The sequence below is a fragment of the Methanosarcina sp. DH1 genome (assembly GCF_020804205.1).
Lineage (GTDB): Archaea > Halobacteriota > Methanosarcinia > Methanosarcinales > Methanosarcinaceae > Methanosarcina > Methanosarcina vacuolata.
This window is the reverse complement of record NZ_WJBJ01000005.1, coordinates 352,315-371,084: the sequence shown is the minus strand read 5'-3', so window position 1 is coordinate 371,084 and position 18,770 is coordinate 352,315. Positions and strand designations below refer to the sequence as shown.

Here is an 18,770-nt window from a genome sequence, read left to right as displayed (position 1 = left end):
CTCAACTCTGTTTTTTTCGGGGAAAGTTCAGTTGCTTAATAACTGTAGTTTTATCTCGACTGGTGTTCTCTCCCTGAAATCTTCGCATAACGGCTCGTTTTGAGGAAACTTTCTTCGAGTACATTCATCATCGATTTTTCCTTTCTACTCCACCGATTCCAACAACTTTAAAAGCAATGCCTATAATCAAAATGTGAATTTTCATGATGACAAATTGGGGTTTACAATTCCCGGTTTGTTCCTTATAAAAAGCCGGGATATTCTTCCGGCTTTTAATTTAGAAGCTTTACGAGAGATTAAAATGGAACTCGACGAAGTCATAATCACACGAGCAATTTTTGATGAGTATTCTAAAACCTTCCTTGACTACACGGAAGTTGATGTGGCACTTATAGGAGGAGGGCCTGCAAATCTGGTGGCTGCAAAGTATCTTGCAGAGGCCGGAGCAAAGGTTGCCATTTACGAACAAAAGTTATCGCTCGGAGGTGGCATGTGGGCTGGAGGCATGATGTTCCCACGTATCGTTTTACAGGAAGAAGCCTGCCGCATCCTTGACGACTTCGGGATCAGGTATAAAGAGTACCAGCCCGGGTACTATGTAGCGAATTCCGTAGAGTCCGTTGGGAAGCTTATTTCAGGGGCAACTTCAGCCGGGGCTGAGGTTTTTAACCTTGTAAGTTTTGAAGATGTCATGATCCGGGAAAACGATAGGGTTACCGGAATCGTCATCAACTGGGGACCTGTCACGGCACAGCGCCTGCATGTCGATCCTCTCATGATCCGAACAAAACTCGTAATTGACGGTACAGGGCATGAAGCGGTTGTATGTAATACAATTCTCAGGAAAATTCCCAATGCAAAAATCGGAAACCTCGGAAAGCTAGGAGAAAAACCTATGTGGTCAGAGGTTGGCGAGCGCCTGGCTGTTGATGCAACCAAAGAAATTTATCCGGGCCTAATCGTTGCGGGCATGGCTGCAAATGCCGCAACCTGCTCCCCAAGAATGGGCCCAGTTTTCGGAGGTATGCTTCTTTCGGGAGAAAAGGCTGCAAAACTTGCCCTTGAAAAGCTTAAGGAACTCTGATACCGATCCATAAAGAACTTTTAGCCAATTTTTATGTGTTTTGAAAGCCGGAAAACAGAAGATGTTCTTTTCCTGAGAAGGGTCTCCTGCCTTTTCCGGCAAAAACTTTATATAAAAAAACTCCTTCTATAGCTTGCTTCAATCTGAAGTACCAGACCCCTGTGGCCGGGGTAGGGTAGAGGTCCATCCTGTGGCCCTGTGGAGGCTACGACCCGAGTTCGATTCTCGGTCCCGGCCCTAATTATTTTTTAAATTTTCATTCTCTTATCTTTTAACAGATTATTTTGTTTCTGTGGAAGTGTTTTTTACTTTTTTATTCTCTTGAATAGATATCTTTCAACTGTTTTAACATCTGTAATTCACCTGTAACTTATATCTGACTGGACTGTATACTTTCGACTATCAAGCAAATGGAAACAAGAATTTACATGAAAGCACTTATTATAGACGGCTATGTGGATGAACCTGCCTGTCTTGGGGTTCCTCCTTACCTTTCTCCTTATCCGCGTTATATAGCAGGCGCTCTCAGAGAACGCGGGCTTTCCGAAAAGGACATTCATTACATTACCATTGACACCCTGCGAGAAAACCCACCTGGAGCAGGGGAACTTACAGGGAAAGCAGACCTTGTTATTATTATAGCAGGCACGACGGTGCCAGGCAAATATCTTCGGGCTTCCCCAATTACACTCGGGGAGATCGAGACAATTTTCCGGACAGCGCATGGAGTAAAAGTTATAGGCGGGCCCATCAGGCTCGGTTTCAGTGGCGAAGGCGGGAAGGCCGCAAAAGGTACTGAAAGCAGGATAAACTTTTCAGGTGCAGTGCTTGCCAGAATGGACCTTGAAGCTTTTGTCTATGATCTTTTTAAGGACGGCTTTAACGGAAGTTCTGCTGCGAAGCTCAGAAACCCTGAGGCTGTAGAGCAACGCTTCAGGACAACAGATGAAATCGGGCGCTGGGGGCCCAGGGGTGCTTTTTTGATTCGTCAGCACCCTGATTATCCTTACTGCATGTGCGAGCTTGAGACCTACAGAGGTTGTGGCAGGCAGGTTCACTGTTCTTTCTGTACAGAGCCCTTTTATGGGGCTTCCGACTACCGGCCCATAGACGATGTAATTTCCGAAGCGTCCGCCCTCTACTCCCACGGAGCCCGCTACTTCAGGATAGGTAGGCAGCCGGATCTTTTTTCCTATCATGGCAAGGACGCTGGGGGGCCTGTTCCTAAGCCTGATCCAGTCGCTATTGAAAGGCTCTATAGAGGAATCCGAAACTCGGCTCCAGAGCTGTCCGTGCTCCATATGGACAATGCAAACCCGATTACGCTTGCAACTTATCCTGAAGAATCTGAACAGATCCTGAAGACGATAATTAAATATCATACAGCAGGGGACGTGGCAGCTTTTGGGATGGAGAGTGCCGACATGGTAGTAATTGAAGCCAATTCCCTTAAGGCAACCTCTGAAGAGGTCTTTGAGGCGATCAAACTTGTGAACAGGCTTGGAGCCGTTCGAGGAGCAAACGGGCTTCCCGAAATCCTTCCGGGCATCAATTTCGTGCATGGGCTGATGGGTGAGTCCAGGAAAACTTTCCAGCTCAATTACGATTTCCTGAAAGAAGTACTCGACTCGGACCTGCTTCTGCGCAGGATCAATATCCGTCAGGTTATGGCTTTTCCCGGAACCCCGATGTACGGAAGAGACGAAGCTGCGAGGAAGCACAAGAAGCTCTTTCTGGACTACAAGGAAAGGGTAAGGAAGAATATTGACCTCCCAATGTTGCGGCGTGTGGTGCCTGAAGGTACCGTGCTCAGGGATGTAATGTGTGAGGTCCGGGAAAAAGGAATCACATTTGGGAGGCAGCTTGGCTCATATCCACTACTAGTTGGAATTCCTGCTTCTCTGCTTTTGCGGAAATTTACTGATGTTACGGTCACAGGGCACGGGATGCGCTCGATTACTGGCATACCGTATCCCCTGCCTATTAACGCCGCTTCTCCCAATCTCATCCGGGAGCTTCCCGGGCTTGGCAAGAAAGCCGCGGATTCAATAATTGCCGGAGTCCCCTATATTGACAGAGAAGACTTTCTCAGGCGTGTGAGTGAAGGAGATAAATTGCTCCGGTTTATTGATATTTAATACTCCGTTGGATTCGAGTTATTAAGTTTCAATACTTATAGAATCAGCCTACGTTTCTGAAGTTATTATTCATGCTACCTGATGCTGGATACTGAAGATTCATTATGCTGGATACTGAAGATTCATTATGCTATATACTGAAGATTCATTATGCTGGATACTGAAGATTCGCAGCATGTAGCATTACCGGGCTCAGGATTACCGGGATATCAGGTAGCTCTTTAAAGGGAGATGTTTTACATTCCGATTTTTTGAGATGTCTTTTGATCGTTCTTTTTGACAACACTTATTTATCCAATCGGGAATCATTTTTACTTGGGATTTCTAAGGGATTCTTTAAGGGGGATTTTGTTGAGCGAAAGCGCGGAAAATTTATATAGAGTAAAAATTGCTCTTCAGCTCAGTTTCATTGTCTGGGTCATGCTTGTGGTTTTCATTTTCTATGCTACGTTTGAGGCAACGATCAAAATGTACGGCACTTTTTTGTTGCTGTTTACGGTAGCTATCTTCACTCCTTTTCTGCCGGATGGGACAGGTTATGATGAAGGCGAGCCTGAGTAACTTCAAGGTAAACCAGTTTTTCTCCTGTCAGCATAGCTGTCAGTACAGGTAGCTCTTAAAATTTTACTTTTTTATAAAAAATTCTCTTTATCGCCTCAGCCGTAATGATATAAAGTACTATTAGGGCTCCAAGAATTAAAATGACCTGTAAAGGTAGGGGTTTGAACCCAAAGGGGGCTGCAAAAGGCGTGAGTGGGAAGCAAAGAGTAAGGACTACAATGAGAATAGTGGCCACTAGTAGATATTTTCCTGGCCTGCTCTTGAAGAAAGGCTTTCTGCTTCGGATTACCAGCACTATCATTGATGCCGAAACAACGGATTCTATGAACCAGCCTGTTCTGAATTGTTCTATCATACCCGGTAGCAGGAGAAGCAAAGTCCCGAAGGTCAGGTAATCGAAGACCGAACTGGTAAAGCCAAATACCATCATAAACTTGCGGATGAAATTTATGTCCCAGCGGTGTGGTTCTTCAATCAGTTCTTTATCAACAGTATCCGTGGCTATAGTCATTTCCGGAAAATCAGTCAATAAATTGGTTAGCAGGATCTGTGTGGGCAGCAGGGGAAGAAAGGGAAGGAAAAGGGATGCTCCTGCCATGCTGAACATATTCCCAAAGTTGGCGCTGGTAGCCATGAAAACATACTTCAGGGTGTTGGCAAAGGTTTTTCTTCCGCCTTTGACACCTTCTACAAGTGCATCTAGGCTTTTTTCCATCAGCACAATTTGTGCAGCTTCTTTGGCGACATCTGCGGCGCTGTCAACTGAAATTCCTACATCGGCTGCATGAAGAGCAGACGCGTCATTAATACCGTCTCCCAGATATCCTACAACGTTCCCTCTCTTCTTGAGTGCAAGGATAATACGTTCTTTCTGGTTCGGCTCAACTTCAGCAAAGATATCAATGTCATTTACTTTTCCTATAAGGGCCTCGCTTGTCATCTGGTAAATTTCGCTTCCGGTTAGAATTCTTGAGGCTTTAAACCCTATCTCCTTGCCAATACTGGCAGCCACAAGCCTGTTATCCCCGGTAATTATTTTCAGAGAAATTCCAAGTTGCTCCATGTTTTCTATCGTTTTTGCAATGCCTGGTTTCAATGGGTCAAAAAACAAGAGAAATCCGAGAAAGGTCATTCCTTTTTCCTGGTCTTTTTCGATTTTAGTCTGCTTGTCCATATCCCTGTATGCAACACCAAGTGTTCGAAACTCTTTTTCGCTGAACTCCTTATATTGTTGCTCTATTTTTTCCTTGACCTCTGATATTTCTACAATTTTTCCAGGCTCTACTTCTGCTAAGGTGCAAATCTCAAGAATATTTGAGAGCGCACCTTTAGTGATCATCAGGCTATTCCCGTTTTTTGAGACAAGGACGCTTAATCGCTTGCGTATGAAATCATAGGGGGCTTCGTCCAGACTCTTATATTCTCCCACATCTAGTTTGTTATGTGCCAGGATTGCTCGGTCTATAGGGTTTTTAAAACCTTTCTGGTAATAGGCATTGAGACTGGCGTAAAAAAGGATTTTCTCACTCTGATCTCCTTTCACATCCCGAATAGAATGAAGCTGAAGTTCTCCTTCGGTCAGAGTTCCGGTTTTGTCGGAACATAGTAGATTCATGCTGCCGAGATTTTCAATAGAGGCTAGTCTCTTGACAATTACCTTATTTTCCGCCATCTCTCTTGCGCCGTGAGAAAGGTTAACGCTTATAATTGCAGGTAGAAGTTGAGGTGTAAGCCCGACTGCAAGCGCAAGGGAGAAAAGAAAAGAATCCAGAATCGGGCGCTGAAGATAAACATTGATTGCAAAGATTGCAATGACCATCAACATGGTAACCTCCATCAGAAAATGGCCAAACTTTGCAATACCTCTTTCAAATTCAGTTTCAGGAGCACTGGTTCTTAACTCTTCTGATATCTTCCCAAACTCTGTTTTTTTCCCTGTAGCAACTGCCAGTGCTTTTCCACTTCCGCTTTCCACACTGGTTCCCATCCAGAGTGAGTTTTCACGCTTTGCAAGAGGAGTTTCTGCTTTCAGGGTTTTTGTTGATTTTTCCACCGGGTAAGTTTCTCCGGTGAGAGTAGATTCATTGACAAAAAGCCCCTTTGATTCCATAATCAGGCAATCTGCAGGAACTATATCGCCTGCACCGAAGATTATTACGTCTCCAGGTACTATTTGTTCGACAGGAATTTCCTTTCCTTCTCCATCTCTTAATACTGTTGACTTCACCTCGACTGAACTGAGCAGTTTTTCAAAGGCATCTGCAGCTCCTTTCTCCTGCCAGAAACCAAGCAAACTGCTAATCAGGATAATGGTTATAATAATTACAGTATCCGTAGTATCTCCAAGAAAGAAAGATAATCCTGCTGCAAAAAGCAAAATAAGAATAATTGGACTCTTAAACTGGGAAAGTAAAATTTTAAGGGTATTTGAACTTTTTTTTGGTTTAAGGAGATTGGCACCATATTTTTTAAGGCGTTCACTAATTTCCGAGCTATTCAAGCCTTCGCAGGTTGTTTGGAGCTTCTGGAGCATTTCTGGCACAGGAACGCTCCAGAACTCAACGTTACTCTGGCCTTGCGTCAACAGGATCTCTCCATCTCGCCTGCCTATCTTTTCTTAACCCTCCTTAACCCTCAGGAGTGTAGCCAGATCTTCTCCTTCCCTTCCGATAGTTGACAGCTCTTTCGAAATTTCCGATTTTTCAAGATATTTTTCTGTCCTCGTCCCACCTGGCTCTTCAATTTTGATAGTTATTTCCCCTTCAGTATATCCTTTTTCAAGGCATTCCGTTACCAGTCTTCCGTATATGGAAGCAATTAGTTTCAGACATTCAAAAACTCTGTTTTCTTCCATCACGTTTTTCCCGTCAAATGTGATATTAATGAGTTTCTTCGATCCCACAAATTCGGTGAAGAACCCTTTTAGCTTTGTTATGAACGAATCAACCGATTCCCTGTTTAAGGCGGCAGCCAGTTCCTGGTCCCGTGTTATCTCGTAGTCCCTGTATATAATCAGAAAAGCTTTCTCGTCCGAGGAGATTGTGAACTTATTTTCCGCATCCTTATCTTCAAGTACGGTTTTCAGGTTATTTTTCTCATAATTAATGTTCTTTATATAAAAGTCGGATACATCGATTTTTTTTACTTTCTCCTCTCTGGATAGGATTCCGCCCTTTGACCATATCGGCAAGGTCAGGTTTTGCAGGTCTTTTACCTTCAAGGTGTCCTGTGTAAAAAGAAGTTCAAACTCATACTGCAGGTTGTCAACAAAACCAACCTGCTTTCCCTTCAGTGTTTTATCTTCTATGAAGGCATAATATTCATTTTGGGCTCCATATATGCTGTCTTCAAAAAAGGGGCTAAGAGCTGCGAGTATCCTTGTATCAAGCTGCTGTATTTCCATGAGGTCCAGTTTATTCTCACTGTCAATCTCGGCAAGTTTTTCATTTTTCTTTGCCAGCGCCACGCTTGAGGAAGTCTCAAGAGTTTTCTCTTTTACCTCAAGAATCTCAGGTGAATCTACTCCGGCTGCGAGGGTCTCAATACATTCCCTCATTTCCTTCTCAAACAGATCTATTTCTTGAATCATTTTTTCGAAGATTGCACGCCTTTCTCGGTTTTCATTTTTTATCATTATAGCTGATTTTTCCAGAGGTATGACTTCCTTTGAAATCGCTATAAAATCCTGCATATCCTGAACAAAGTCTCTCTGAACTGAAAGTTCGGTAGAATTCTGGAAAGTATATCGAATTTTAAAACCCCCGCGTTTTTCGTATAAAAAATGTTTTTATTTAAATATGCGCTTTCCACATTTCAAGTTTATCAGCTTTGATTTCAATAAAGATAACGTGGTTTCTTTCTCTCAGGAGTTTCTTGTTTCCAGCCTTGAAAAATCTCTAAAATGTCTTTTAAAACAAAAATTTTTAGTTTCTGAATCTTCTACCCCTTGTATTTTTATATTTTTCAGGTATTACTTTTTTAAGAACCAATATTTAACAATTTTGGAATGTGCTTCAAAAAATCGCAATCTTTTCACTTTACATTCTAAAGAATTTTTATTAATATACATTAAATTCTTTTTTAACACTAATTAAATTTAATTATTCTATTCTGTCAGAAAGATTTATATTAGTTATCGTGTAATCTTAGCTATATTATCATCCTAAGATAATATACAAAGATGTGTGCCGTACATTAAGATCAAAATATTGCAGTCGGTGGAAATTTAGCTCACAACAAATTTTCACCTTTCGCTAGCGGGCACATATATGATGTTCAGGGCTGTACAGTCAGCACTGATTCAAAAACAGGATTATCACTTCCCTGAGCAGCAAGAACAGAGAGGCTAATACTTGCCGCATCAGGACCAAATGTTACCCCACTTCTACCAAAAACGATTTCGGAGAAGCGTTGGGTTTCTTGTCAACCGAACAGATAATAATATCAATTTAATTATATAGAGGGGGTTGGGTTGAAAAATAGGGGTAAATTGTAGATGATGATTGTCAAACAGTATTCATTTATTTAACTATTGAGCCATTAAATAACTCAATATTTTTATGCTGTTTGTTGAAGATGTTTTAATAGCTGGGATCTGCTATATCTTTCAACTTAACAATATTATTGAAAAAGATCTGTTCAATGTTTAAACTGGAAGAAAATTGGATATTTGCGGAATCTAGGTGTAAAATATGAAACAAAGATTGATACCATTTAGTGCGATGTTCGTTATATCCCTTTTATTAGGGATAGGATGCGCATTTGCAGAACCAGTACATTTTGATATACAAAATATGAGTGCTAATGTCACCTACAACCAAACCAATGTTATACCGGGAGACGTTGTAGATATCACCGTCGATTTCAATAAAACTGTTGATAAATCCAATATATCGTTTACTGACGTTTCTGGTTCAGATTTAGGGCCTGCGACGCCGATGACAAAAATAGATGAAGATTCCTTTACTTATGGGTATGTCATTCCATTGAAAATCGTAAGTGGTTCTTTGGGTGTAAAGATAGCTCCACTTGACGCCGAGGGAAATAATCTGTTGGGTGATGAATTCCTGACAGACCCTGACGCATTTGTGTTTAGCGTTGATGACTACTTGAACATCAGTCTCGGATATAACAAGACCGGTCCTTTTAGACCGGGAGACATTGTAAACATCATCGCAAATTTCAGCAAGCCTGTTGATAACGCCACTATATCGATTAGCGACGGTTTATCCGGAGTTAGTAATGTAAACTTAGTAGGCGCTGATTTTGTGACTGATGATCCGATGGATCAAATAGATGATGACACCTTTGCTTATGACTTTGAGATTCCAGATGATGTAAGCGGTCCTCTGGATATAGACATATCTGCCTTTGACGATTCAGGTAATCCGCTGGGAGATGAATCTTTTGATGATGGGTTTGACGTTAGTGATCCGTACATAACGATAGTTAGCCCTACCTCCGAGTTTGCTGCCAAAAAGTGTGTCGCCTTTAACTTCACTGCATACGATTCATACGGTCAGTCTGGGAGTCAACTTACCTACGCTTTCTCTCTCGACGGCGCCCAAAAGAGTAGTGGGGTTATAACCTCTGGTGCATATAAAAAACTTGAGTTTGAACTCGCTGACGGTTATCACACCTGGGAAATTAGTACCAGAGACAGTTACGGAAACACGCACACAACCGGGTCTCGTACTCTGTATGTAGACACTAAATGTCCCAGTGTGACACTTATTTCTCCTCAGGATTGCTACAAAGAGGTAATAGGTGCTACTAAGTTCAACTTTACCTGTAAGGATGATTTAGCTGCTCAATATAATCTTGATCTGTCATACCAGCTGTATGTAGATGGACAACTTGCTGAGAATTTCTCTGCCTATTCCTGGGATGAATTTTCTGGGACTGCAAAGGCTGACGAATCCATATCTAAGGAACTTGAACTTCCTGATGGCGTCCACAACTGGTCGGTTTCTGTTGAAGACGGAGCTGGAAACAAAGCTACAAGTGAAGTTCGGGACTTTTATGTGAGCCTTGACGGGCTTAGTGTCTCTCTCGTTTCTCCGGATGGAGGATACGTTTCCTCAAACCCGACATTTACCTTCACTGTTGCAGGACAGAATGGGGAGGGGGCAGGACTGCCTTTCAACTACAAGCTTCTCATTGATGGTAAGGAAGTAGATGCAAGTTGCGACCAGGAAGATGAGGACTTACCGTGCTGCGACGACGAAGATTGCGATATTGGCGACTTCGTTGTTGGTGAAGACAACTATTCAATAACAGCTGCAATAAAAGATGGAGTGAACAAAAACTGGACAGTAGTTATCACCGACTCTACAAGCAGCAGGACTTACCAGCCTGATGTGAAATCTTTCTCAGTTGACAGTGTTGCTCCGGCTTGTGTTGCAAACCTGAATGTTGTAGATGCACTTGGTTTAACTTACTGGCAGTATGTGAATGATTATCCAGGGCTGATGGTTAGCTGGAATGCAAGCACTGATGCAGATCTTGCCGATATGCCATACGAGGTTTATATCAGCACATCTAAGCCAGGCTGTATTGAGGATATGCAGAAGGTAAACACAACCGGGTTAGAAACTCATACAGATGGGTCACAGACTCCAAACCAGAAATTAGAAAACTCAAGTGTTACGGATCTGTGCATTGAAGCAATCGACGGGAAAGACCTTATTTACGGAAAGGATTACTGGGTGGCTGTAATTGCTCGGGACAACGCAAGCAACTACAACTCTAATTTCTCAATGTGTGGGCCTGTAAGGACATATGAAGATATGACTATCACGCTTGAGGAAGGCTGGAACCTGAAATCCGTGCCGAAGGCACTTGTTTCTTCGAAAGCCTGTACTGAAGATGTCTTTGGCAATGGCAGCACAGTCCTCTACTGGGACGGTTCATGCTGGCAGTTCCCTGAGACTATTGAGCCGTGCAAGGGTTACTGGGTCTACACTGAAAAGTCTCGCGTGACCAATGTCCAGTTCAAGGGAATGTCATCTAGTACTGACCCTGGAGTGCCTGCTTCTCTTGAGCTCACTCCTGGATGGCACATGATAGGGCATACCTCTTCATATTATGCACCCTGGTCCACAACTTTGTCTTCGCTCAATGACTTTGAGCTTCTTGGAGACTACAGGTTCTCCAACCTAATGACTTATGGTTCCAGTGAGGGTTGGGGCGGCATAATTCCTAGCATGACAGATAGCCTACTTGGAAATGGATCTACGTCTATTCAATACCTGAGTAGCACTGATCCAAGACCAGTTGGAGCACTTCAAACCGATGGCTGTATGGTACCCGGACAGGGTTACTGGATCTTCATGAAGGATGCAGGTACCTACGCATCCATCGAAAACTCGTACAAACCGGAGATGTCCGACTACTCGAGTATGGAGTAAGTGCAATTACTGAAACAATTGACTGTTCAGCCTGTTCAGGCTGAATAGCTCTTTTTCTTTTTGTTGTTCACATATAACTGGAGGTCTACAATGAATAAAAAATTAAAAAATGGACTTTTAGGAACATCCATGCTACTGTTTTTTTTCCTGGCTTTCTCCCAGGGTTGTATGGCAGCTGAGGACGTCCCTCCATCCCCCCCGATACTTCCGATGACAGTAATAGGAGTTGCTCTCATTGACGGTACGCCTGCTCCCGACGGGACTATTGTTGCAGCTTATCTTAATGAAAAGGAGTATCTCGCAGATACTTCCTCAGGAAATTACTCCCTATTTATTCCTGGTACTGCTGAAGATGAAGGAAAAACGATTACTTTTAAGGTGAACGGAAAGGATGCTGCAAGCAGTGTTGCCTGGAAATCTGGAGTTATAGTTACCCTTGAGCTGCCTGATGGTAAGGCGGTATATTCCGAGACTACTACTGTAAGTAACTCAGGTAGTAATTCAGATAGCAATTCAGATGGCAATTCAAATAGCAATTCAAATAGTAACTCAAATAGTAACTCAAATAGTAACTCAAATAGTAACTCAAATAGTAACTCAAATAGCAATTCAAATAGCAATTCAAATAGCAATTCAAATTTAAAAACAGATTCAGAACCTTTGACAAATAATGAAGAACAGATAATTTCCACAGAGGATTCCAAAGCTGATGCCGTTGAAAGTTCAGTTCTTGAGCGGGACATTTCGGCTTCGGAAGGTTCAAGCGAAAATTCCGAGGCTAAAGAGGCAGCAGGATCTTCCAAAAGTTCTCTTAAATCCGAAAGTGCTCCAGGTTTCTTTATTGTCTATGCGGTTGCAGGCATACTTCTGCTTGTTTTCGGGTCCGATTTCGGGAGGGGATCTAGAAGGAATCGCTGAAGGACTTTTTCAAAAAAAAGTCTACATGATTAACGGTAAAATTTCAAGGTGACATGATGACGATCAAGGACAAACATTTAAGAATTTTATTATGCCTGGTTATTCTGATACTGGGCATGTCCCTTGTTCCGGCCGCATCTGCCAGTTCTTCTTCTACTATTCCTTCTCTCCCCAACGCGTTTGAAGGAAGTTTGAAAGGAGATGCTGCACAAGCGGGTCCCGGACTCGTAATCTCTGCATATATAGATTCAAAGCTTGTTGGCTCGTACACTCTTACAAAGGTTGGGCAGTACAAGGTGTCAGTTAATGGTACCGAGCAAGATAACGGAAAAGAGATAATCTTCAAGCTGGGAGGTATTGCATCCGAGCCTGTTTCCGTAACTTATAAACACGGAGCTAATCCAGTTAAACTTGACCTTACATTTTATGGAGACTTTATACCTCCTGAAATACAGGCTTTATCTGCATCCCCAAAATACATCCTGAATGACGGAAAAGATTTCTCTACTGTCACGGCAAAGGTTGTAGACGACTCTGGTATCAAATCAGTGACGATCGACCTCACCAGTATAGAACAGGGTGTGGTTTCATTAAACTCAGAGGGTGGAGATCAGTATGCCTGTAATGTAGTCAGTACTGTACCAGGCGAGTTCAAATTCAAATTCACAGCTTCGAACCCATCAGGAAACAGTGTTGTAGATACAGACAGCATTTCCATAATTGTACTGAAAGAAAGTCAACTCGCAACAACGTTTGGAGGTTCTGATGGGGTTTTCTCTCCTGAGGAAATTGAGGCTCTTGTAAACAATAATGACGTATCTAGTGGGATCAAGTATGCAGTTCTGGGTGCGTATTTTGCTGATGGGTGGGATCGGATATGAAACGGCCTGAGTTAAGATTTGTTGTTATACTGCTCCTGGCCCTGACTTTGTTTACCGTCCCGGCTTCTGCAGGCAGTGCAGAAAGGACTTTCCCTTCCTCGGTTAGTCCCAATCAGGAATTCAAGGTAACAGTCAATGTATCGGACTACGGTGCTGCCGGACAGGTACTTGAAAAGCTTCCTGCTGGTTTCACATTTGTTAGTTCTACCCTGCCGGAAAGAGCTGTAGCTGTAAATGGAAGCGAAGTTTCCTTCCTGCTCATGACTGAAAAGAGCTTCAGCTACACTCTGAAAGCTCCAGCAACAACCGGTACGTACAAAATTGTGGGAATTTTAAGAGATATCAACAAAGCTGAATTTTCTGTCCTTCCTGCCGACTGTTCCATCACTGTCAGTGGTAGCAGCTCAGGTGGCGGTTCAAGTGGCGGTTCAAGTGGCAGCTCAGGTGGTGGAGGCGGCGGAGGCGGTTCTGCTGAGCCTCAGAGTAATGTTGCGGCCAAAGAACTATCTAAGAAATCTGTCAACGCTGGGGAACGTGTAAGGTTCGAGTTCACACAGGGTGTAACCTGTATAAGGTATGTGGAGTTTGATGCCAAAAAGAGTTTGGGAAAAGTAACTACTATCGTTGAAATGCTGAAAGGCCAGTCCAAGTTGGTTTCGGGCCTGCCAGAAGGTACGATCTATAAGAACGTGAACATCTGGGTAGGTTCTGGAGGAATTGCAAACTCCAATAACATTGCAAACGCAGTTGTCGGCTTCAGAGTTGAAAAGTCCTGGCTCGAGAAATGCGGAGCTGACGAAACTTCTGTAGCTCTCTGGAACTACAACAAATCCTGGAGCAAACTTGAAACCGCAAAAGTTGGTGAAGACAGTACCTATGTCTTCTTCGAGTCCAAAACTCCTGGTTTCGGACCCTTCACAATTGTAGTACCCGATAAGAGCATAGAACTGGAACCTGATGACCAAGTAAATACAACCACTCCCACCACAGAAAATGTTGATACGAATCCTGCAGCTAACGAGAAAAAACCTTCTGGCTGGAGATCTATCCCGGGCTTTGAGTCTGCAGTATCTGTGGGAGTCCTTGGTGCGGTGTACTATATCATAAGAAGAAAGTAAAGATAGAGTACTGAATCTCAAAATAGATTTCAATTTAAAGCAGCCTTCAAAGCTGCTTATCTTTCTTTTTTAAAACAACCGTTGACCCGCAACCGTTGCGCCGGTTGATCACGCCGATAGGGTTCGGGGATAAGATTCTTCAAATTCAAACGTAAATCGTTTTCAATCAAACTTTTTCTATAAAAGTTTGCAGGCAAGCTTTTTTGAAAGGCTTATGATCCCGCCCGCTGGTAATCCTCTACGAAATTTGGATAAATAGTCCCATGAAGGAGTTAAAAATCAGTTTATCTTTGCCATAATTCATCCCTCTTGAGCGAACAAAGTGAGCGAAAAGGGCACCGTCCTCCCGAGACGGGACTCGGGTGACGGAACTCGGGCAATACATCAGCCGGGATTCGAACCCGGGTTCGAGCGTTGGCAACGCCCGGTGATGACCGCTACACTACTGATGTTCGAAGTTTACAGGATACCCTGCCGGCTTTATACTATATTTTTTCTAACTAATTAAGTTGACCCCGATGAGATTTTTTGGGGATGTGTTTTATATCACCTATATCCGAGAGGCAGAGTATATATTTTCGTTTTTTTCTTTAAAGAGATCTTTTTAGTTTATTTTCTTTTGTAGTGATCATGAAATGGAACTAATTTAATGGGTTTCCAGATATAACTCTCAATTAACATAGTGGAGTTCCTGAATTAGATTATTCCCGAAAACCAAATCGCAGTTTGTCTCAAAGCTTGACTCCTTTCTACAATTGGGTAATTGTAATTGTTGACTTTATATTCCGGTCGAAAATTATTCTGAATTTCAGGTCTGTATTTGCCTTAAAGTATAGTACATTATCCTGTTTGTAGAATCAAATGTAGTTTTTAGACAGTTTTATAGAAATATTTTTAAACGTTAACTTTTATTATATTTATGGTGTTTGGAAGTTGGTTGATCAGGAAAAAATTCACAATAGATGTCTAAGCAATGATCCAGAGGCGCGTGTATATGCGTTTGAGGAATTGAAGAATTTCTTTTTTTTCATGCCAGATAAGCAACAGGCATGGAATGATTTACTTAGACTAACCGGCGATAAAGATCATGATGTTAGATCTAGTGCTTTTAGAGCTCTTGATTCTGCATTTTTTGATATACCAGATAAGCAACAGGCATGGAATGATTTACTTAGACTAATCAATGATAAAGATCATGATGTTAGATCTAGTGCTTCCAGAGTTCTTGATTCTGTATTTATTCAAGTGCCAGATAAGCAGAAGGCGTGGAATGATTTATTTAGACTAACTAAAGATAAAGACTGGCTAGTGAGGTCTAATGCTGCCGAAGTTCTTGGTTCTGCGTTTTCTCAAGTGCCAGATAAACAACAGGCATGGAATGATTTACATAGACTGATCAATGATGAAAACATTTTTGTGAGGATAAGTGCTACCTTAGCTCTTGAATCTGCATTTTCTCAAATGCCAGATAAACAACAGGCTTTGAATAATTTACTTAGACTGATCAATGATAAAGACCATGAAGTTAGGTCTAGTGCTGCCTATGCTCTTGGTTCTGCGTTTTCCCATTTTTCAGATAAGCGACAGGCATGGAATGATTTACTTAAACTGACCAATGATCAAAACAGTTATGTTAGATCTTCCTCAAATCATTCTCTTGGAAGAGTTTCAATATTCATGGTTTCCCAGGCAGAAACAGAGGAAAATTACAAAAAAGAATTAGAAGAGGCAATAAAATATTTCGAAATTGCAACAAAGGAAGTATCTTATGGTAACCCTGCTCAATTTTGTCTCCTTTTTTATCGTTCATTCTATACGATAATTTTCAAAAGACAGGAAGCTAAAGAAGAAGTGAACAAATATCTGGAAGAAGCTAAAGCTGCAACTGAAGACTCTGAGGGCAAAAAACAGCTTTTTGAAGCTGTTCAATACCTTGCAGAAGCATTAAAAGAAGTCCAGAATATGGGAGATCTAGACTTGTCTGAAATGAAAGATGAGCTTAGTTTCTACAGCAAATATTGTGATTACGCCGCAGAACTGATGAGTCGCACTGACGAAAAAGCACCTTTTGCGACAGAAGTTTTGAGAAAGGCTGCTAATTCCAGTACATATATTCTCAAATAAACACATAATAAGAAAATAATTGCAGCTTATGGCGCAAATATTATTTTAAAGTCACATGGAATTCTGTAACACGGAAAACGCAGCCGGTCGCAGAGTGATTTTATCTGGATATTTACAACCACGGAAAACGCGGAAGCACGGAAGAACCACTCCTTAACTACTTATTTCCGTATCTTCCGTGCTTTCAGTGGTTTTCAAAAAATTCATTTCTTACATACTTTGGAATTATTTCTTACATACTTTGGAATTATTTCTTACATACTTTGGAATTATTTCTGACATACTTTGGAATGATACAGTAGTTGGCATTTTCTGTTGAAATCTCATTTCCTGGTTACAAACCAGGAGATTGACACATATAAATGTAGATGGATTGTCTACATACATATTTTTTTACTGCAGTTTCAGTTGAAATGTAAGTTTTCTACAGAGCCATAATACTATAAGTTTTTATGTCATGAATGCAAGTTTAAATAGTGATATGAAAAACAGCTTCAAACAGAAATCATCGATTCCTAATAAATATTTAATTTTGATTGCAGGCATCGTTTGGATGTTTGCTGGAACAATGGTAATAGAGACTGGATTACCCTATTTTATAAATCAAGGAAGATATATTTTTAGTGTTTTTTTAGCTGCTTCGGTATTTTCAGTATTTTATTTTTTCATTTTCTCTAAATTAGTTGAGAAGCACACGACTCGAATAAGTAAAGATAATAGAAAGAAAATGTTTGTTCTGGAATTTTTTGATAAAAAGTCGTACCTGATTATGGTAGTAATGATATTAGGTGGAATTACTATTCGGAAATTTAGTCTTTTGCCAGCTTTTGACATAGGATTCTTTTATGTTGGGATTGGTTTGGCACTGTTCTCATGTGGCATGAAGTTTGTGTATAAATTTACGACTTCGTCTTTTTGATTGAATAACCTGGAAGAACTATCTACCCTATCTTCCGGCTTTTTAGGCGCATATATACTTTTTCGTATCTCTGTGAGGTCAGATGATTTCTATTTAGAAATTCCTTGCATATGATGTGCTTAAGTCTAAGCACATGTATCGATATCATGCAACATTTATGTGCTTAAAAATGCGCAACTTTAATTTTAACTCCATTATATTTCGCAAAAATTTCATTGGCACTTAATACCATTGATACAATATCCCTGAACTCAGGTTATGGAATGAAGAAATCGGGCACATGGCAATCCCCATAGCCCTATGAACATCCCAAATTTAATATAAAGAATTAAAAAAGGTTGCAGCGGGAAGAATAAAATTCTGAATTGAAAATTGAATTCCCAATCTGGCTTTAAACTTCCAGCCCTTCTTCTTTAAGGAAATGGTCAATCAGCTTCCTTGCAATGCTTATTTTCCCAGGCAGCCCAGGCAGGTTTTCAACCGAAAACCATCCGGCATCTTCGATCTCAAATCCATCGGGCTGGATATCCCCTGAATCGTACTCCGCAGTAAACCCGATCATAAGAGAATTCGGAAACGGCCAGGCCTGTGTTCCAAAATAATTGATATTTTTGACCTTAATTCCCACTTCTTCCCTTGTTTCCCTGACTACCGCAGCTTCGGCTGATTCTCCTGGTTCAACAAAACCGGCTATCAAACCGTAAAGGCCTGGCATAAAATTCGGTGACCTTGCCATTAAAACCTCATGATCTTTTCGAATAAGTACAATAACGGCAGGCGAGATTCTCGGGTAGAAAAGCTCCCCGCAGTCAGGGCATTCCTTTCCTCTTTCTCCGGGTTTTTGCCGAGTTTTTGCCCCGCATCGGCTGCAATACTGATTTGTTCTATCCCACTCCATAATCTGGACGGCTTTATTCACAAGTGCAAAGCACTTTTCACTCATTTCCGTATACGCCTGTCTGAGGTCTGCGAATTTCATTCCCTCAGGCGCCTGTGCATCTTCAGGCAATTCCACGGAATAGCAGTGAGTTCCCTCAAGTGTTCCAAGATACTGTTCCCGAGTTCCTAGAAGCCCGAGCTCTCCAAAGTCCAGCATTTTTGGGATTGCTCCAGGGTTTTTATTAAGCTTGAGGAGAACCTCGCGGCCCCGGAAAATAAACCAGAGCGCTTTTTCCGTCCTGTCAACCGGCGGCTCGATGCCTATGATAAATTCCGGGAAGAATTCCGGGCAAATGGGATTTTCCCTGTCTACTGGGGTCATAATGTGCATACTTATTGTTTTTGTTCTATATATGGTTACAGGAACATTTTATTTCAGGAGCAATTTGATTTCAGGACATCTAATTTAAAACCACTTTATTATTTCCGCTTTTTCGGCTACAAGTGTTTCGTTTATTCCAGCATTGTAAAAAGGAACCAGAAGAGCAAAATCCATGCACAAAATCCAGACAAAGCGGTGGATCAAACGAGTGAGCGTTTGTTATCGAGCTAACGAGAGTTTGTGATCAAGCAAACGAGCATCCGTGATCAAGCAAACGAGCATCCGTGATCAAGCAAACGAGTATCTGTGGTCAAGCGAGTGAGCGTTTGGAAATTAAAGTAAATCAAAAAAGCCTCA

General features: G+C 41.7%; 13 protein-coding genes and 2 tRNA genes. 10 read left to right on the top strand and 5 right to left on the bottom strand.

Annotated features, from left to right (window positions below):
- Positions 1 to 301 precede the first annotated feature (301 nt).
- Positions 302 to 1,084, top strand: coding sequence for a sulfide-dependent adenosine diphosphate thiazole synthase (locus FXW07_RS03275; protein WP_048123740.1), 783 nt, complete (start codon positions 302 to 304; stop codon positions 1,082 to 1,084).
- A gap of 31 nt (positions 1,085 to 1,115) precedes the next feature.
- Here FXW07_RS03275 and FXW07_RS03270 read toward each other — a convergent pair whose 3' ends face one another.
- Positions 1,116 to 1,271, bottom strand: coding sequence for a hypothetical protein (locus FXW07_RS03270; RefSeq protein ID WP_229393738.1), 156 nt, complete (start codon positions 1,269 to 1,271; stop codon positions 1,116 to 1,118).
- Here FXW07_RS03270 and FXW07_RS03265 point away from each other — a divergent pair.
- From FXW07_RS03265 to FXW07_RS03255, 3 genes are all read left to right on the top strand, one after another.
- Positions 1,249 to 1,321, top strand: a tRNA-His gene (locus tag FXW07_RS03265). The genes FXW07_RS03270 and FXW07_RS03265 overlap by 23 nt on opposite strands.
- 191 nt (positions 1,322 to 1,512) lie before the next feature.
- A complete protein-coding gene (locus tag FXW07_RS03260) occupies positions 1,513 to 3,222 on the top strand; it encodes a radical SAM protein (protein WP_229393737.1) in 1,710 nt (569 codons plus the stop codon).
- Between the two features lie 351 nt (positions 3,223 to 3,573).
- On the top strand, positions 3,574 to 3,783 hold the full coding sequence (locus FXW07_RS03255) for a hypothetical protein (RefSeq protein ID WP_229393736.1): 210 nt from the start codon (positions 3,574 to 3,576) through the stop codon (positions 3,781 to 3,783).
- Positions 3,784 to 3,838: 55 nt separating this feature from the next.
- Here FXW07_RS03255 and mgtA read toward each other — a convergent pair whose 3' ends face one another.
- Together mgtA and FXW07_RS03245 are read right to left on the bottom strand one after the other, a co-directional pair.
- Positions 3,839 to 6,367 (bottom strand): magnesium-translocating P-type ATPase, encoded by a 2,529-nt coding sequence (gene mgtA, locus FXW07_RS03250; protein ID WP_229393735.1) that lies wholly within the window; start codon positions 6,365 to 6,367, stop codon positions 3,839 to 3,841.
- Positions 6,368 to 6,400: 33 nt separating this feature from the next.
- Positions 6,401 to 7,474 carry a hypothetical protein gene (locus tag FXW07_RS03245; RefSeq protein ID WP_229393734.1) on the bottom strand — a complete coding sequence of 358 codons (1,074 nt, stop codon included), beginning with the start codon at positions 7,472 to 7,474 and terminating at the stop codon, positions 6,401 to 6,403.
- A gap of 1,102 nt (positions 7,475 to 8,576) precedes the next feature.
- Here FXW07_RS03245 and FXW07_RS03240 point away from each other — a divergent pair.
- The 4 genes from FXW07_RS03240 to FXW07_RS03225 all read left to right on the top strand — a co-directional run bounded on the left by FXW07_RS03240 (position 8,577) and on the right by FXW07_RS03225 (position 14,109).
- Entirely contained in the window at positions 8,577 to 11,192 is a 2,616-nt protein-coding gene (locus FXW07_RS03240) for a hypothetical protein (protein ID WP_229393733.1), read from the top strand.
- A gap of 90 nt (positions 11,193 to 11,282) precedes the next feature.
- Positions 11,283 to 12,110: a hypothetical protein gene (locus FXW07_RS03235; protein WP_229393732.1), complete on the top strand. Its 828-nt coding sequence runs from the start codon at positions 11,283 to 11,285 to the stop codon at positions 12,108 to 12,110.
- A 116-nt stretch (positions 12,111 to 12,226) separates the two neighbouring features.
- Positions 12,227 to 12,991 (top strand): hypothetical protein, encoded by a 765-nt coding sequence (locus FXW07_RS03230; protein WP_229393731.1) that lies wholly within the window; start codon positions 12,227 to 12,229, stop codon positions 12,989 to 12,991.
- Positions 12,988 to 14,109, top strand: coding sequence for a PGF-pre-PGF domain-containing protein (locus tag FXW07_RS03225; RefSeq protein ID WP_229393730.1), 1,122 nt, complete (start codon positions 12,988 to 12,990; stop codon positions 14,107 to 14,109). Before FXW07_RS03230 ends, FXW07_RS03225 begins: the two co-directional genes overlap by 4 nt.
- A 380-nt stretch (positions 14,110 to 14,489) precedes the next feature.
- On the opposite strand, the gene FXW07_RS03220 is transcribed toward FXW07_RS03225, so the two are convergent.
- A tRNA-Gly gene (locus tag FXW07_RS03220) sits at positions 14,490 to 14,561 on the bottom strand.
- 481 nt (positions 14,562 to 15,042) lie between these two features.
- Here FXW07_RS03220 and FXW07_RS03215 point away from each other — a divergent pair.
- Both FXW07_RS03215 and FXW07_RS03210 read left to right on the top strand, forming a co-directional pair.
- The gene (locus FXW07_RS03215) at positions 15,043 to 16,233 is read left to right on the top strand and encodes a HEAT repeat domain-containing protein (RefSeq protein ID WP_229393729.1); all 1,191 of its coding nucleotides are present in this window, start codon (positions 15,043 to 15,045) and stop codon (positions 16,231 to 16,233) included.
- A 457-nt stretch (positions 16,234 to 16,690) separates the two neighbouring features.
- Positions 16,691 to 17,152 (top strand): hypothetical protein, encoded by a 462-nt coding sequence (locus tag FXW07_RS03210; RefSeq protein WP_052727898.1) that lies wholly within the window; start codon positions 16,691 to 16,693, stop codon positions 17,150 to 17,152.
- A gap of 391 nt (positions 17,153 to 17,543) precedes the next feature.
- Here FXW07_RS03210 and nudC read toward each other — a convergent pair whose 3' ends face one another.
- On the bottom strand, positions 17,544 to 18,413 hold the full coding sequence (gene nudC, locus FXW07_RS03205; protein WP_229393728.1) for an NAD(+) diphosphatase: 870 nt from the start codon (positions 18,411 to 18,413) through the stop codon (positions 17,544 to 17,546).
- Positions 18,414 to 18,770: the final 357 nt, after the last annotated feature.